The organism is Aureimonas glaciei (assembly GCF_014643375.1).
Classification (GTDB): domain Bacteria; phylum Pseudomonadota; class Alphaproteobacteria; order Rhizobiales; family Rhizobiaceae; genus Plantimonas; species Plantimonas glaciei.
The window spans coordinates 19,492-33,669 of the sequence record NZ_BMJJ01000017.1 but is presented as its reverse complement, the minus strand read 5'-3'; the positions used below and the strand labels follow the sequence as shown (position 1 = coordinate 33,669).

The 14,178-nt window shown below is 66.0% G+C and carries 15 protein-coding genes and 2 tRNA genes; 10 read left to right on the top strand and 7 right to left on the bottom strand.

Going from position 1 to position 14,178, the window contains the following annotated elements:
- Nucleotides 1-65: 65 nt before the first annotated feature.
- A complete protein-coding gene (locus IEX88_RS24560; protein WP_188855114.1) occupies nucleotides 66-800 on the bottom strand; it encodes an SDR family oxidoreductase in 735 nt (244 codons plus the stop codon).
- A gap of 62 nt (nucleotides 801-862) precedes the next feature.
- Here IEX88_RS24560 and IEX88_RS24555 point away from each other — a divergent pair, with 62 nt between their 5' ends.
- The 3 genes from IEX88_RS24555 (at nucleotide 863) to IEX88_RS27125 (ending at nucleotide 3,105) form a co-directional block, all read left to right on the top strand.
- A complete protein-coding gene (locus IEX88_RS24555; RefSeq protein ID WP_188855113.1) occupies nucleotides 863-1,906 on the top strand; it encodes an AraC family transcriptional regulator in 1,044 nt (347 codons plus the stop codon).
- A gap of 138 nt (nucleotides 1,907-2,044) precedes the next feature.
- Nucleotides 2,045-2,950, top strand: a complete 906-nt coding sequence (locus IEX88_RS24550) for a mechanosensitive ion channel family protein (protein WP_188855112.1) — start codon at nucleotides 2,045-2,047, stop codon at nucleotides 2,948-2,950.
- 29 nt (nucleotides 2,951-2,979) lie between these two features.
- Nucleotides 2,980-3,105, top strand: coding sequence for a hypothetical protein (locus IEX88_RS27125; protein WP_274604643.1), 126 nt, complete (start codon nucleotides 2,980-2,982; stop codon nucleotides 3,103-3,105).
- Nucleotides 3,106-3,402: 297 nt separating this feature from the next.
- On the opposite strand, the gene IEX88_RS24545 is transcribed toward IEX88_RS27125, so the two are convergent.
- The 3 genes from IEX88_RS24545 to IEX88_RS24535 form a co-directional block, all read right to left on the bottom strand.
- Entirely contained in the window at nucleotides 3,403-4,623 is a 1,221-nt protein-coding gene (locus tag IEX88_RS24545; RefSeq protein ID WP_188855111.1) for a helix-turn-helix domain-containing protein, read from the bottom strand.
- Nucleotides 4,623-5,309 carry a hypothetical protein gene (locus IEX88_RS24540; RefSeq protein ID WP_188855110.1) on the bottom strand — a complete coding sequence of 229 codons (687 nt, stop codon included), beginning with the start codon at nucleotides 5,307-5,309 and terminating at the stop codon, nucleotides 4,623-4,625. The genes IEX88_RS24545 and IEX88_RS24540 overlap by 1 nt, the downstream gene beginning before the upstream one ends.
- Nucleotides 5,310-5,716: 407 nt before the next feature.
- Nucleotides 5,717-5,791: transfer RNA gene (locus tag IEX88_RS24535), tRNA-Gly, on the bottom strand.
- Between the two features lie 381 nt (nucleotides 5,792-6,172).
- Between IEX88_RS24535 and IEX88_RS24530 the strand changes: the two genes are divergently transcribed.
- The 6 genes from IEX88_RS24530 (at nucleotide 6,173) to IEX88_RS24505 (ending at nucleotide 10,486) form a co-directional block, all read left to right on the top strand.
- A complete protein-coding gene (locus IEX88_RS24530; protein ID WP_188855109.1) occupies nucleotides 6,173-6,697 on the top strand; it encodes a prolyl-tRNA synthetase associated domain-containing protein in 525 nt (174 codons plus the stop codon).
- Between the two features lie 82 nt (nucleotides 6,698-6,779).
- Nucleotides 6,780-7,742, top strand: a complete 963-nt coding sequence (gene trxA, locus IEX88_RS24525; protein WP_188855108.1) for a thioredoxin — start codon at nucleotides 6,780-6,782, stop codon at nucleotides 7,740-7,742.
- Nucleotides 7,743-7,868: 126 nt separating this feature from the next.
- On the top strand, nucleotides 7,869-8,549 hold the full coding sequence (locus IEX88_RS24520) for an LON peptidase substrate-binding domain-containing protein (protein ID WP_188855107.1): 681 nt from the start codon (nucleotides 7,869-7,871) through the stop codon (nucleotides 8,547-8,549).
- 237 nt (nucleotides 8,550-8,786) lie between these two features.
- Nucleotides 8,787-8,981 (top strand): Trm112 family protein, encoded by a 195-nt coding sequence (locus IEX88_RS24515; RefSeq protein WP_188855106.1) that lies wholly within the window; start codon nucleotides 8,787-8,789, stop codon nucleotides 8,979-8,981.
- A gap of 146 nt (nucleotides 8,982-9,127) precedes the next feature.
- Nucleotides 9,128-9,439 carry a hypothetical protein gene (locus IEX88_RS24510; protein ID WP_188855105.1) on the top strand — a complete coding sequence of 104 codons (312 nt, stop codon included), beginning with the start codon at nucleotides 9,128-9,130 and terminating at the stop codon, nucleotides 9,437-9,439.
- Between the two features lie 141 nt (nucleotides 9,440-9,580).
- Nucleotides 9,581-10,486, top strand: a complete 906-nt coding sequence (locus IEX88_RS24505) for an arginase family protein (RefSeq protein WP_188855165.1) — start codon at nucleotides 9,581-9,583, stop codon at nucleotides 10,484-10,486.
- A 77-nt stretch (nucleotides 10,487-10,563) separates the two neighbouring features.
- On the opposite strand, the gene IEX88_RS24500 is transcribed toward IEX88_RS24505, so the two are convergent.
- The 3 genes from IEX88_RS24500 to IEX88_RS24490 form a co-directional block, all read right to left on the bottom strand.
- The gene (locus tag IEX88_RS24500) at nucleotides 10,564-10,821 is read right to left on the bottom strand and encodes a hypothetical protein (protein ID WP_244640484.1); all 258 of its coding nucleotides are present in this window, start codon (nucleotides 10,819-10,821) and stop codon (nucleotides 10,564-10,566) included.
- A gap of 340 nt (nucleotides 10,822-11,161) precedes the next feature.
- Nucleotides 11,162-11,238, bottom strand: a tRNA-Met gene (locus tag IEX88_RS24495).
- A gap of 416 nt (nucleotides 11,239-11,654) precedes the next feature.
- A complete protein-coding gene (locus tag IEX88_RS24490; protein WP_188855104.1) occupies nucleotides 11,655-13,325 on the bottom strand; it encodes a long-chain-fatty-acid--CoA ligase in 1,671 nt (556 codons plus the stop codon).
- 187 nt (nucleotides 13,326-13,512) lie between these two features.
- Between IEX88_RS24490 and leuD the strand changes: the two genes are divergently transcribed.
- Nucleotides 13,513-14,118 carry a 3-isopropylmalate dehydratase small subunit gene (leuD, locus tag IEX88_RS24485; protein ID WP_188855103.1) on the top strand — a complete coding sequence of 202 codons (606 nt, stop codon included), beginning with the start codon at nucleotides 13,513-13,515 and terminating at the stop codon, nucleotides 14,116-14,118.
- The last annotated feature ends 60 nt before the right edge of the window (nucleotides 14,119-14,178 follow it).

Here is a 14,178-nt window from a genome sequence, read left to right as displayed (position 1 = left end):
TGCTAGCGCCCGCCGCCGCAAGCTGCAAGCGCGGAGGCATCGGGCGACGCTCCGGCCGAGAAACCTCAGTCCTGCGCCGTCGGACGGATGACGATGCTGCCGATCTCCACATCGGCCGGCTGCTCGATGGCGAAGGCGATGCCGCGGGCGATCGACTCCGGCGCGATCGCGATGGCCTCCGCGCGGGTCTGGATCGCCCTGCGCAGGGCCTCGTCGCGAATGGTGCCCGCAAAATCGGTGGCGATCATGCCGGGCGACACCTCGGTAACCCGCAGATGTGGAACGCACTCCTGGCGCAGCGCTTCCATGATCGTGCGCACGGCGTTCTTGGTCGCGGCATAGACGCCCATGCCCGGCACGACCTTCAGCCCCGCCGTCGAGACGACGGAAACGATGTGTCCACCCTGCTGTCGGCGGAACACGGGCAGAGCAGCGGCGATGCCGTGAAGGACGCCTTTGACGTTGACGTCGATCATTGCATCCCATCCGTCGATATCCAACGTGTCGAAGCGCGAGATCGGCCCGATGCCGGCATTATTGACCAGGACGTCGAGCCGGCCGAAACGCTCGACAGCCAGTCCCACGAGGTTTTCCAGATCGTCGCGCCGGGTGACGTCCGTCACCCGGCAGACGGCCTCGCCGCCCGCCGCCGCGATCCCTGCCGCAACTTCGGCCAGCGGGCCTTCGCGCCGTCCCCCCAGCACCAGCTTCGCCCCGCGCGCGCCCAAGAGCGCTGCAGTGGCCCGGCCGATGCCGCTGCCGGCGCCGGTGATCACGACGACCTTGTTCTCGATGGACATGGGACTCTCCTTTTCCCGAAAGACTAGTCCCGCCCGCCCGGACAATATATGCGTAAAACGCCATGATCCCGTCGAAGACGTCCAATTCTCAGGTTGATCCCCTCTCGGAGGTGCTGTCGGTGCTGGGAGCCAGGGGGATCCGTCTCACCCGGCTGGAAGCGTCCGGCGACTGGGCGCTGGCTTTTTCGGCAAGGCAGCGGCTGAAATTCGTCGCGATGCTTCGCGGTGAATGCTGGATTGTGCCGCAGGACAGGCGCCGCGAGCGCCTGACGCAGGGCGACGTCTTTCTGATCGGCGATACATCCTATGCCGTGACCAGCGATCCGGCTCCCGCGCCGATCGACGGCGATGCGCTCTATGCCGAAGCGGACAGGGTCCGGCTCGGCGGCATGGACTGCGTGATGGTCGGCGGCGGTATCGACTTCGCCAGCGCCGATGCCCGCTTCGTGCTCGACGCGCTGCCCCCTTTCCTGCGCGTCGACCCGGCCTCGGCCTCGGCCATCGCCGGTCTTCTGGATCTGCTCGACCGCGAGGTTGGCGACGACCGGCCCGGCAGCGCGCTGGTCGCCGCCCGCCTTGCCGAAATCCTGCTGGTCGAGGCGATCCGCGCCTATGTCGCGGTTCGGAGGGAGGAAGAAGCCGGTTGGATCGGCGCCCTCGGCGATCCCCGCATCGGGGCATCCCTTCGCCTGATCCATGGCGACGTCGCCCATCCCTGGACGGTCGGGGAGCTGGCGGCGCGGGTCGGCATGTCGCGGTCGGGCTTTGCCCGGCGGTTCGCCGAGCGCGTCGGTCGCCCGCCGCTCGGCTATCTCACCCACTGGCGCATGATCCTTGCGCGCCGGATGCTGCGCGGAGACGCCGCTACCGTTGCCCGTGTCGCCACCGGGATCGGTTATGCCTCCGAGAGCGCCTTTGCGCACGCCTTCCGGCGAACCTTCGGTCACGCGCCGAGACAGGCAGCGCCAGCCATGGCGACGGCGGCCTTGCCCGTCGAGGCCGCCGCCGCACCCGCCGGGACAAACGACGATGGCGCCGGCAAGGCTCTGCCGGACAGGGGTTCTGCGATTCACACCCATGGCGCCGACGCCCCGACAATGCCCTGAATCGACCGCAATTTCTCAACCTTCGCTTAACCCTGTCGGCGCCATAAGCGGACCATAGAAACGGCGCCCAGGCCGCGGGTAAGAGATTGATCGCAAAGGCGTGATTTTTCCCCGCCGGCACAAGGCCGGAGACCTAAAATGCCCGACTTCATCAGCCAAAAAGCCGCCGACAATCTCGGCATCAGCCTTGCCATTCTGCTCGGGCTCCTCGCCTGCCGCTGGGCCGCCGAGCTCTGGACGTCGCGCGGCACCGACGCCGTCGCCGCGCGTCAGCGCCGCTTCACCATCCGCGCCGTCACCAATGCGCTGATCGCCGTGTCGCTGCTCGGCGTCTGGCTGTCGGAGATCCAGAACCTCGTCTTCTCGCTCGCCGCCGTCATGGTCGCCCTGGTGATCGCCACCAAGGAGCTTCTGATGTGCGTCGCCGGCGCGCTGCTCCGGCTCGGCGGCCATCTGTTCAAGGTCGGCGACCGGATCGAGATCAACGGCCTGCACGGCGAGGTCATCGACCACGGCCTGTTCTCGACGACGATCATGGAGACGCCGCGGGCGAGCCTCGGACACGCCGGCACCGGCCGCCGCATGACCCTGCCCAACAGCCTGTTCCTCGCCTGTCCGGTGCGGGTCGAGGCGCAGCCCCGGCAGTTCGCGCCTCACCGCTTCACCCTGACGCTCGAGCACGCCGTGCCGGTGGCCCATGCGCTGAGCCGCCTCGAGGCCGGCGCCGAGGCGGCGCTCGCCGAGGACATGGACCGCGCCACGCGCTTTCATCGCCTCGCCGTCGCCAAGACCGGCGTCGACATCGCCGGCCCCGGCTTCGAGGTGACGCTCGCCACCAGCGAGCTCGGCAAGCTGCAGTTCCACGTGATGCTCTATTGCCTCGCCCAGGACGCCCGCGCGCTGGAACAGGAAATCACCCTCGGTTTCCTCGCCGATCTCGAAAACCTCGCCGTGCCGGACGCCGAGCCGGCGCGCCCGAAACTCAGCGAAAGCTGGGACGCGCTCGCCCGCAAACTGCGCGATCCCCGCTCCAGCGCCGCCTGATTCTCCCGCTCTCCTCGAAAGGACCCGCCATGTCTCTCGCCGCCCGCAGCGCCGCCACCGACACCCGCCGCCCCTCGCGCCTCGGCTCCGACGTCGCCCAACCCGCCCGCGTCGCCCGCCGCCTGACGGCCGACGGTCGCAGCTTCGGCCGGTAGGGCAAGCACACCATCCAGCCCACACTTTTGGAAGAGCACGCAGGCTGATCCCTTCAGACATGATTCTCCCTGCGGCGATCGGGGCGCGGGCTGCTGGAACACTGTCGCTAGCCCAACGGAGCCCGGTCGCCATTCAGAATAGGCGACCAGCGCGAGGCTGCCCGCAAGCTGCGTCGAGTACGCCGTGGCGCTTGGTGTGCTGCGCGAGGTGTTGAGCGAGCGGCGGCCGTACCTGGTCCGAAAGTGCGTCCGCCGCAAGTTCCAAGAGTAAGATCCGTCGATCAAGGACCGGACCAGTTATCGCCGATCCGGAAACGCGATTACCCGACCGCTTTCTAAATCAACCGCCTCCACCGCACGCGGCCGCAGTCTGATAATGGCGGCACCATCGCGGTCGCTGAGATATCCGCGCGCCAAGCCGGCAAGATCTTCGATCTCAGCCGGCGGCAAAGGCAGGGCGGAGCGGATTGAGGCCTTAGTGACGATACCCTCGTCGAGCAGCGCCTGTATACCGCGGCGAAGCATTCGCGGCCGCTCCATCGGCATCTCTGCATCGCTGTCGAACGGCTCGCGCAGTGGTCCGCGCCACTTGCGACGGCTCATGCTCTTCTGCAGCTCCGTCTTCATGTCGCTGTCGATCATGCCAAGATCGAAGGACCGCATGACCATTGCGCCAATCGACATCCCCCACCGCTTCTTAAGCGCGCTGAAGTAATCCAGCGACGGATAGCGAACCTCGGTCATAAAGGCAGACTTTGGGAAAAGGAGCGCGCCTGCGAACCGGTGCGCCTGCTTCTCCAGGAGACGATGATCAGCCTTTCCCTTTTCCGTTTGCTTGTCAGGCGGCGACACGCCTCGATGCAGCACCAGATGACCGAGCTCGTGCGCAGCGTCGAAACGAGCACGCGCCGCACTGACCTCGTAGATGTTAATACCGACGAACGACCTGTTAAGCATCTTCGACGGAAAGAGAAAACCGTCCTGCTTGTCGGATGGGATGTTGAGCGTGACGACCGGAATGCCGACATTTTCAAGGGCGAGAATCATGTCGCGGATCGGCTGATCCTGGAAACCCCAAGCGCGCCGAAGCGCCTCGGCACAGGACTCGATCTGGGCCGGCGTGATAAGACTGAAGTCTGCCGGCAGCTTGAAGTCCGGCAGATCGACATGAGGAAATTCGAGCTCGCTTTCCAGGAAGCTAAACAGCTCTCGAAGCCACTTCATCCGCTGCTCGGTCATCTCGCGCGCAGACTTCGATTCAGAAGCGAGCGAGCGCCAAAAAACGCGATCCAGCCGCTCGTCGAATGGGGGCTTTGTGAAAAAGTCAGCGGGAAAACTCAGCTTGTCAGCAAGGGCCGACAACCGCTCAGGCGTCGGCTTGTCTTGATTGGCCTCATATCGAGTAATCGCCATTGGCGTTACCCCGATCATGTCCGCCAGCGCGTTCTTGAACAGACCGCGAGCAAGCCGAGCTTCAGTCAGCCTCTCGCCGAAGAAGTTTGGTACTCCGTTCGTCATTATCTTTCCTCCTCGACAATCCGGCGGCGAGGCCGGACCTGAACTCGATCTGGCTGGCCAGTTCCTTCATCGTCATTCTTATCTTCAGGGCCCACCGGCGGCTCGGCGGTCCCAAACATCGCCAAGTTATGCAGGTCAAAACGATGCACCCAGTTTGTGTATTCCGCGTTGGGCACCGCCAGCATGAGAGCGCCAAGATTCGTTTGCTCTTCATTAAACCGCATGCCGCTCATACCGTGGAGAAGAACGACAAGCTGGCCTTGAGAGAAGTCGATCATCCGTACGAGGCGATCGCCGAGAGGCAACTCAAGCTGAGAGACCGCGCCGAGGCTGCGCGCCATCTGCCGCTTATAATCTGCAATGCGCGGAGCATCGCCCAAGGTCAGAATCGGCTCCTGGATCATAATCAGGCGCCCAGCTTTGACGACCAGCTTACGTTGACCATTACAGGGAAGTCGCCGCGTATCGTACGGGACGCCAAAACGCTCGCAAGCATCGATTATGCAGCTGGCGATCGCCGGGCCGCGTCTGCGCGCGAACTCCTCCATCTTTCCGTATTCTGGAATTAGATCGTCCTCGGCGATCTGGTCCGCCAGCTGCCGATACTGCCAGGGAGCCCGCGTGGCGATCATTCGAAGAAGGTCTTGGTCGAGATCGCTCTGAATGAGTTCTGCTGCGCTGATCACCAATCGCCTCCGATTCGCCAACATCCTTAACGTAAGTAGGGAAAAGGCCGCGAAAAGTAAAGTCTGACGCGGTTCATGCGACATCGGCAGGGTATTGATGTCACTCGGGCCGCCTGCGGCATTGCGGACAGGCGCACCGGCCGCCTCCCCGCAAGAATTTGAGCATCAATGTCACCTCGCGCCGACCATGCACGGCGACGAACTGCGCATTTGCTCCACCGAGCCAGCATTCTCGAAGCCTCGGCTTTTCCCCTCGTATTTGGATCGTCATCACGACGGACTAGGCGTCTGTATCAGGCATTGCTCAGTGTCCCCACCGGTGAGACCGCAAATGCTTGCGTGGTGAAAATAGCAAAAAGGCCCGCCGAAACGAGCCTTGCTACACATCTGATATTCTTGAAAAAATTTGGAGCGGGCGAAGGGATTCGAACCCTCGACCCCAACCTTGGCAAGGTTGTGCTCTACCCCTGAGCTACGCCCGCCCGCTCCTGGCAGCGCTAGGCGCTGCGGATGAGCGCTGTATGCCGCAAAGATCGGGGCATTGCAACAGGCTTCGTGACGCTTCGCCCGGGAAAAATGCAGCGGACCGCCAAACACACTTTCCGCGGGCGGCTCGACGATGACGTGCGCCGGATCGCTGGTGCCGGGTCCGGAAGGCCTTGCCGGCACGAAGCCTGGATCGTCGTGCCCGACGCGCACGCGGTGCTTCTTGCCGACCTCATGCGCTGCAACGCCCTTCGTTTCCTGCCCGCGTCGCCCCGATATGCCGCTCCCTGCGCCAGCGCCGCGACTTGATCCCGGCCCGCGGCGGGGCTAGGTCGGGCGGCTAAATGCCCGCAGAAACGCCCGACATCGGATCCTCCATGGCTCTTTCCCGCGACGATCTCTTTGCCTTTCTCGATCGCCAGGGGATCGCCACCACCACGGTCGAGCACCCGCCGCTGCACACCGTCGAGGAGAGCCAGGCGCTGCGCGGCGCCATTCCCGGCGGCCACACCAAGAACCTGTGCCTGAAGGACAAGAAGGGGACGATCTTTCTCGTCGTCGCCGAGGAGACGGCCGCGGTGGACCTGAAGACGCTGCACAAGACCATCGGCGCGCAGGGGCGCCTGTCCTTCGCCAGCCCCGACCAGATGCGCGCTCTGCTCGGCGTCGAGCCGGGCTCGGTCACCGCCTTCGGCCTCGTCAACGACGGGAACCATGCGGTGAGGCTGGTGCTTGATGCGGGACTTCTCCAGCACGATATGGTGAACTGCCATCCGCTGACGAACCGGGCGACGACGACCATCGCCCGCGAGGACCTGATGGCCTTCTTCGCGGCGACCGGGCACACGCCCGCCATCGTCAGCCTGGAGGCGGGCGAACACGGCCAAGTCGACGACGTGTGAGTCGCTGACGGCGAATGTGAAGACGAACAGGGCGGCGGCGGACCGGCGGAATGACGGGCGCAAACAGACGGGGACGGTAAAGATGAGCAACAACCCCTACGGTTCGGGCTACGGCGCGCAGACGATGGGCGCAGCCACGCCCAAGGCGCCCCCTGCCGGTGCCGGTGCCAACGGCGCCGGGCCGCTGATCAAGGACACGACGACGGCGAATTTTGCCGCCGACGTGATCGCGCAATCCCGCCAGCAGCCGGTCCTGGTCGATTTCTGGGCGCCCTGGTGCGGCCCTTGCAAGCAGCTGACGCCGATCCTCGAGCGCGCCGTGATGGCGGCCGAGGGGCGGGTGAAGCTCGTGAAGATGAACATCGACGACCATCCCTCGATCGCCGGCCAGCTCGGCGTGAAGTCGATCCCGGCGGTCTTCGCCTTCGTCGACGGCCAGCCGGTCGACGGTTTTATGGGCGCCCTGCCGGAAAGCGAGGTCACCGCCTTCATTGAGCGCCTCGGCGGCCCCGGCGAGGATCCCGTCGCCGCCGCGCTGGAAGAGGCGAAGGCCCTTCTCGCGGCGGGCGATGCCGGCAATGCCGCGCAGCTCTTCGCCTCGATCCTGCAGCACGACCCCTCCGTCCTCGGCGCCGTCGCCGGTCTCGTCGAATGCTATCTCCTCGCCGGGGATGCGGTGCATGCGCGCACCCTCCTCGACCAGGTGCCGGCCGACAAGGCGGATGATCCCGCGCTGTCGGTCGCCCGCACCAAGCTGAAGCTGATGGAAGAGATCGCCGCGCTCGGCGACCCGGTGGCGCTGCAGGCGCGCATCGAGGGCGATGCCGACGACCATCAGGCCCGCTTCGATCTGGCGTTGATCGCCCAGGCGCGCGGCCACAGGGCCGAGGCCGCCGGGCATCTGCTCGAAATCGTCAAGCGCGACCGCAGCTGGAACGAGGACGGCGCGCGCAAGAAGCTGATCGAGTTCTTCGAGGTCTGGGGCGCGATGGATCCGGCGACCAAGGACGCCCGTCGCCGGCTGTCGACGCTCCTCTTCTCCTGAAGCTGTACGCGCCGGCCGCCTTCGGGCGGTCGGCGCGGGCAGAAGAGACGGTGGGTGTCGCGGCGGACAGGCCTTGAGATTCCCGTGCCATGTCCCAGTTCGGGTTGTGTCAGATGGAGACCGACCGTGGTTCATGCAGGCAATGCCAATTACACCAGAGAAGCCGATCTGCCGGATACCGTGCCGGTCTTCCCGCTCGTCGGCGCGCTGCTCCTGCCGGGCGGCCAGCTGCCGCTGAACATTTTCGAGCCGCGCTATCTCGCGATGATCGACGATGCGATGGCGGGACGACGGATCATCGGCATGATCCAGCCGCGCGTCGACGGCGCGATGCTGCCGAACGGCGATCCCGATCTTGCCAAGGTCGGCTGTCTCGGCCGCATCACGTCGCTGACCGAGAGTGGCGACGGCCGCTACGTCATCAACCTGCACGGCATCGCCCGCTTCCGGGTGATCGAGGAGCTCGTGGTCCGGACGCCCTACCGCGCCTGCCGCCTCGCCCCCTTCGTCGCAGACCTCGATCTCAGCCACGGCGCCGGCGAGGTGGACCGGGAGGGCCTGCTCGCCGCCTTCCGGATGTATCTCGACGTCAACCAGCTGGAAGCCGACTGGGAGAGCATCACCAAGGCCTCGAACGAAACGCTCGTCAACGCGCTGTGCATGATGTCGCCCTATGGCCCGGCGGAAAAGCAGGCGCTGCTCGAGGCGCCCGACCTGAAGACGCGCGCGGAAACGCTGGTCGCGCTGACCGAGATGGCGATCGCCCGCGAGACCTCCGAGGACGGTCTCGGCCAGACGCTGCAGTAGCCGAGCACGCCGCTGCCGGAAGTGTGCGGATACTGCGACGTGGTCAGGGACGGCGGCGAGAGTGGGCTGGCTTGCGAATAGCCCTGTAGCGGCACCCGTATAGGCTTCGTGCTTGCGACCGGTCCGGGGACCGGTTCGTGATCGGGCCAGCGACCCGCCGGCGCTCGTGCCATAGTCTCGGTCTTGTGCCATGACGGGGCGCCATGTCCGGCGCCGCCTTTCGACGACAGGAAGCCCATGCCCCGCACCACCCCGGCCGACCGCAGGCCCGACCCTAAACTCCTGGAACTCCTGGTCTGCCCGCTGACCAAGACGACGTTGACCTATGATGCCGAGCGCAACGAACTGGTTTCGGCCGCCGCACGCCTCGCCTTCCCGATCCGCGACGGCATTCCGATCATGCTGGCCTCCGAGGCCCGCGCGCTCGACTGAGCCCGCTCGAAAGCAGTGCGCGAGCTTGGCGGGATGAGCACGGGTCGCAACGCGGCGACGGCCGGCCGCGAGACCGTCATCCCGGCCGGCCGATCTCCCTGTTCCCCCCGGCCCTGCCGGTGCTATGACGGGCCGAGGAGATTTCCATGGCCAAGCATCTGACCGCCCGCAACATCGCCGCCGATTTTGGCGAGAGTTCCCGCCACTGGACGAAACTCGCCGCCACCGGCGTCGTGCCCGGCGCCTTCCAGCCGAAGGGCACGGCGACCTGGCTGTTCGACGTCGAGCTGTTTCGCGCCTGGCACGCTGCGGGCCAGATGCCGGCGCCGCGTGCGCCGGTGCCCTCGCCCGTCTCCAAGCGGCCGAAACCCGTCGTCTCGCCGCGCCAGCAGCGCAAGCAGGCCGAATTCAGCTCCGAGATCGACCGCCTCGTGCGCAGCGCTCTGCCGCCGAAATAAGTCGCTCATGGCGGCTGATGGCGCCAGGCCGCGGGATCGCCGAGCCGGACGGCCAGAGCTCGCCGAAAGGCTCCTCTGATGGACGCCAAAGCCGAAGGCCGCAGCGCCCGGAAGGATCATGCCTTGGACGACAGGACCGACATGACCGCCAACTTTCTCGGCCTGCCCCGAACACTGCCGGACGGCCGCGCCCCCGCCGCGGTGATTTTTGGCGCCGGCCACGGCAGCACCTATCCGGGCAAGGACAGCACGGCTCACGCCCGGGCGGCCGACGCGATCCGCGCCGCCAGCAAGGCGGATGCGGGCCTCCTCACCCACTGGGATTTCGATCTCGGCGGGCCGCTTTTCCCCGATGGCCTCGTCGCCTGCGTCGACAGCGGCGATCTGCCGACGGCGATGCACGACAATGCCGGCAACCGGGCGCTGATCGAGGCGCGCACGCGCGCCGTGCTGGCCGAGGGCGCCGTGCCGATCCTCCTCGGGGGCGACGATTCGGTCGTCATCCCCTTCCTCGCCGGCTTTGCCGAGGGCGGACCGATCTGGATCCTGCAGATCGACGCGCATATCGACTGGCGCGACGCGCTGGACGGCGAGCGTTTCGGCTATTCCAGCCCGATGCGCCGGGCGAGCGAAATGGGCCATGTCGCGGGGATGGTGCAGGTCGGCCTGCGCGGCGTCGGCAGCGCCCGCCCGGCCGAGATCGAAGCGGCCCGGGATTTCGGCAGCCGCTTCGTCACCGCGCGCGAGCTTCATGCCGGTGGCATCGACACCGCGCTGCGCCACATCCCGGAAGGCGCGCGGGTGGTGGTGACGCTCGACTGCGACGGCCTCGACCCCGCCGTCATGCCGGGCGTCATCGCGCCTGCGCCCGGCGGCCTCAGCTACACCCAGGCGACCCAACTCATCGCCGGCCTCGGCCGGCGCGCCAGAATCGTCGGCTTCGACCTCGTCGAACTCTACCCGCCGGCCGACATCGGTGGTCTCTCGGCCCTCACCGCCGCGCGGCTCGTCATCAACGCGATCGGGGCGATCGTCCGGCAGGCGTGACGCCGGCTCGACCGGTGAGACAAGGTGAAGCGTCGCGCCTCGGCCAGATGCCCAATTCGCCCACCATGCGCGGATGCTCAGTGCGGCAGTTCCTCATCTCCCAGGAACACCGCAATCCCGTTTTCGTCGAGCACCCGGCTGAATTCCTCGTAGGCCTCGCGCTCCGTCGCAAAGAGCTCATCCCAGGCGGTGGAGACATCGTCCACATCGACGACCTCCAGGGCCCAGCCATGGTCGCTGCCGACGATGCGGTAGATGTGAACCTGAACGGTGCGATCGTCCCGCGTGACGAGGCCGCCGAGGGGTGAAAATTCGAGGTCGGGATCGTCGGTCATCAGTACTTTCCTGTGCCCTTGGGTCTGGCGGCGAAATCGCGCCGCAACGAACAGGGTCGAGGAGCTTCCCGGTGTGGGATGCTAACGGGGAGAGGGACAGGTCAGCAAGGCCCGCATCCGCCGCGGTGCCGTCTCGACGCGGTCCTCAGAAAGCGTCAGGCGTGATGGCCCGTCGCCGCCATCGGTGTTTGCGAACCCCCATTGCCGGACGCATTCCAACGTCAGTCGCCGCGCACCCAGCTGCCAATCAACCACACGACCGACCTGGCCGCGACTGCCGTCCGCGACAACAAAAAACCCGCCGGACCAAACCTAAAAGGCTGATCCGACGGGTTAAATTTGGTTGCGGGGACAGGATTTGAACCTGTGACCTTCAGGTTATGAGCCTGACGAGCTACCGGGCTGCTCCACCCCGCGCCACGGCGTCGACTGTGCCGCTCGTTGCCGAGCGCTTCGTCTCCGGTGAGGTGGATATAGGCGACATCGGCCGGAATGAAAAGGGGAAATGTGAAGGTAAGACGACAATTTCGTCCGGCGGCCCCGGGGTGGTGCCGCCGTCGTGCATGACCTGGCGAAAATAGAGCCCATCGCGACGCAAAAGGCAAATCCGCTGTTCCGGGCGCCCATGGTAATCGGAGCAAGGGTTGTAGGCCCCTGGTGCAGCCAAGAACTGCGCCTGCGAGCCTCTCGCTCTCGCTAAAGGCCGGATCGGCGGCCGAAAGGGTTCGGCGGCCGTCGATCGCGCTTGCGTCGAACATCCGGCCTTCGCCGGTGTCCGGACATCGCGGCCGTATCTCCCGGCGGTCGAAGGCCGGCCCAGAGAGCCGTGCGCCTCAGGCGTCGCGCAGCTTTCGGCGCAGCACCTTGCCGACATTCGTCTTCGGCAGCTCGTCGCGGAACTCGACATGTTTTGGCCGTTTGTAGCCGGTGAGTTCCGCCTTGCAAAAACTCTTCACCGCCTCGGCCGTCAGCCCGGGATCGTTGCGCACGACGAAGAGCTTCACCGCCTCGCCGGAATCGGCATCGGCGACGCCGATGGCGGCAGCCTCCGCCACGCCCTTCAGGCGCGTGACGACGTCCTCGATCTCGTTCGGATAGACGTTGAAGCCGGAGACGTTGATCATGTCCTTCTTCCGGTCGACGATGCAGAAGGCGCCGTTTTCGTCCATCACGCCGATGTCGCCGCTCTTGAAGAAGCCGTCCTCGGTCATCACCCGCGCCGTCTCGTCCGGCCGGTTCCAGTAGCCGGCCATCACCTGCGGGCCGCGAATAGCGATCTCGCCGCGCTCGCCCATCGGCAATTCCCGGCCGTCGTCGTCGATGATCTTCAATTCGGTCGACGGCAGGGGATAGCCGATCGTGCCGGTATAGGCGGTGGCATCCACGGGATTGCAGCAGGCCGAGGGCGCGGTTTCCGACAGGCCGTAGCCCTCGACGATGGCGCAGCCCGTCGTCTCCAGCCAGAGTTTGGCCGTCGCCGACTGCACCGCCATGCCGCCGCCGACGGAAAGGCGCAGGTTCGACCAGTCGACCTTCGTCGCATCGGGGTGGCGCGCCAGCGCCCCGAACAGGGTGTTGACCGCGGGAAAACAGTGAAAACGGTGCTGCTGCAGTTCCTTCAGCGTCGCGGCGATGTCGCGCGGGTTGAGGATGAGGAGGTTGCAGCCGCCGGTCCGCATGGCCAGCATCATGTTCACGGTGAAACCGAAGATATGGTAGAGCGGCAGGGCGCAGACGGTCAGCACCTGCTCGCCGGCCGGGATGCGCCGCATCGCCGGGGCGTGCCAGGTCTCGGTCTGCAGCACATTGGCGATGACGTTGCGGTGGAGGAGCATGGCGCCCTTCGAGACGCCCGTGGTGCCGCCGGTATATTGCAGCGCCGCGATGTCATCGAGCCCGGCCGAGGCCGGGGTGAAGCGCCCGGCGCGCCCCTTGGCCATCGCCGCCTTCCAGCGCACCGCCTGCGGCAGGTTGAAGGCCGGCACCAGCTTCTTCACATGCCGCAGCACGAAGTTGACGACCGTCCCCTTCAGGATCGGCAGCATGTCGCCGATCGAGGTGACGACGATGTGCGGCAGGGTGATGTGCGCCGCGCAGGCCTCCAGCGTCGCCGCCATGTTCTCGAGGACGATGATCGCCTTGGCGCCGGAATCGCTCAGCTGGTGCTCGAGTTCGCGCGGCGTGTAGAGCGGGTTGGTGTTCACGACCACCATGCCGGCGCGCAGCACCGCGGCCACGGCGACGGGATATTGCGGCACGTTCGGCATCATCAGCGCCACGCGGTCGCCCTTGGCCAACCCCAGCGACTGCAGATAGGCGGCGAGCACCTGCGACTGCGCGTCGAGCTCGGCGAAGCTGAGCGTGGTGCCCATAAAGCGGAAGGCGGGTTTCGCGCCGTGCCGCGCGAAGGCCTCGACCAGAAGGTCGGACAGCGAACGGTAGGAATAAGGCGGCAGATCCGCCGCGATCCCTTCCGGATAATGTGCCAGCCATGGTCTCTGCATTTGCGTGCCCTCCCGTTTTTTCCATCCTGAATACATGAGATGGCGGGAAAGCGAAATTGTCTTCCGTTTACGTCAATGCCGCACGAGCCGGTATGACGAAAGCCTGCCCGCGGTGGTCCGACATTTGCCGGGCGCTGAGGACCTGCTATCTTTGCGGCACGAACGAGCAAGCCAAGAGGACAGGGACATGCAGAAATTCGATCGCCTGACGGGCGTCGCGGCGCCGATGCCGATCGTCAACATCGACACCGACATGATCATTCCCAAGGACTATCTGAAGACGATCGCCCGCACCGGCCTCGGCAAGGGCCTCTTCGCCGAGCTGCGCTACCAGGCCGACGGCTCGGACAATCCCGACTTCGTGCTCAACAAGCCCGCCTATCGCGGCGCCGAAATCCTCGTCACCGGCGACAATTTCGGCTGCGGCTCGTCGCGCGAGCACGCCCCCTGGGCCCTGCTCGACTTCGGCATCCGCTGCGTGATCTCGACCTCGTTCGCCGACATCTTTTACAACAACTGCTTCAAGAACGGCATTTTGCCGATCCGCGTCACGCCCGAGCAGCTGGAACTGTTGATGGACGACGCCGAGCGCGGCGCCAATGCGCGGATTTCCGTCGACCTCGAGGCGCAGGAAATCCGCGGACCCGACGGCGGCATGATCCATTTCGACATCGATCCGTTCCGCAAGCACTGCCTCCTGAACGGCCTCGACGACATCGGCCTGACCCTGGAAAAAGGCACGAGCATCGAAAATTTTGAGGCGAAGAACGCCGCCGAACGGCCCTGGGCCTGATTCTTCCCGCGTCGGCCGCAGCCTGACAGCCGCACGGCCACCCGACCCGCTCCTTTCCGC

Excerpts from the sequence above, each read along its gene's own strand:
- IEX88_RS24505 (WP_188855165.1), top strand. The coding sequence starts at position 9,581 with ATGACCGCCAACTTTCTCGGCCTGCCCCGAACACTGCCGGACGGCCGC.
- trxA (WP_188855108.1), top strand. The coding sequence starts at position 6,780 with ATGAGCAACAACCCCTACGGTTCGGGCTACGGCGCGCAGACGATGGGC.
- IEX88_RS24555 (WP_188855113.1), top strand. The coding sequence starts at position 863 with ATGATCCCGTCGAAGACGTCCAATTCTCAGGTTGATCCCCTCTCGGAG.
- IEX88_RS24490 (WP_188855104.1), bottom strand. The coding sequence starts at position 13,325 with ATGCAGAGACCATGGCTGGCACATTATCCGGAAGGGATCGCGGCGGAT.
- IEX88_RS24545 (WP_188855111.1), bottom strand. The coding sequence starts at position 4,623 with ATGACGAACGGAGTACCAAACTTCTTCGGCGAGAGGCTGACTGAAGCT.
- IEX88_RS24560 (WP_188855114.1), bottom strand. The coding sequence starts at position 800 with ATGTCCATCGAGAACAAGGTCGTCGTGATCACCGGCGCCGGCAGCGGC.
- IEX88_RS24550 (WP_188855112.1), top strand. The coding sequence starts at position 2,045 with ATGCCCGACTTCATCAGCCAAAAAGCCGCCGACAATCTCGGCATCAGC.
- IEX88_RS27125 (WP_274604643.1), top strand. The coding sequence starts at position 2,980 with ATGTCTCTCGCCGCCCGCAGCGCCGCCACCGACACCCGCCGCCCCTCG.
- IEX88_RS24500 (WP_244640484.1), bottom strand. The coding sequence starts at position 10,821 with ATGACCGACGATCCCGACCTCGAATTTTCACCCCTCGGCGGCCTCGTC.
- leuD (WP_188855103.1), top strand. The coding sequence starts at position 13,513 with ATGCAGAAATTCGATCGCCTGACGGGCGTCGCGGCGCCGATGCCGATC.
- IEX88_RS24510 (WP_188855105.1), top strand. The coding sequence starts at position 9,128 with ATGGCCAAGCATCTGACCGCCCGCAACATCGCCGCCGATTTTGGCGAG.
- IEX88_RS24515 (WP_188855106.1), top strand. The coding sequence starts at position 8,787 with ATGCCCCGCACCACCCCGGCCGACCGCAGGCCCGACCCTAAACTCCTG.
- IEX88_RS24530 (WP_188855109.1), top strand. The coding sequence starts at position 6,173 with ATGGCTCTTTCCCGCGACGATCTCTTTGCCTTTCTCGATCGCCAGGGG.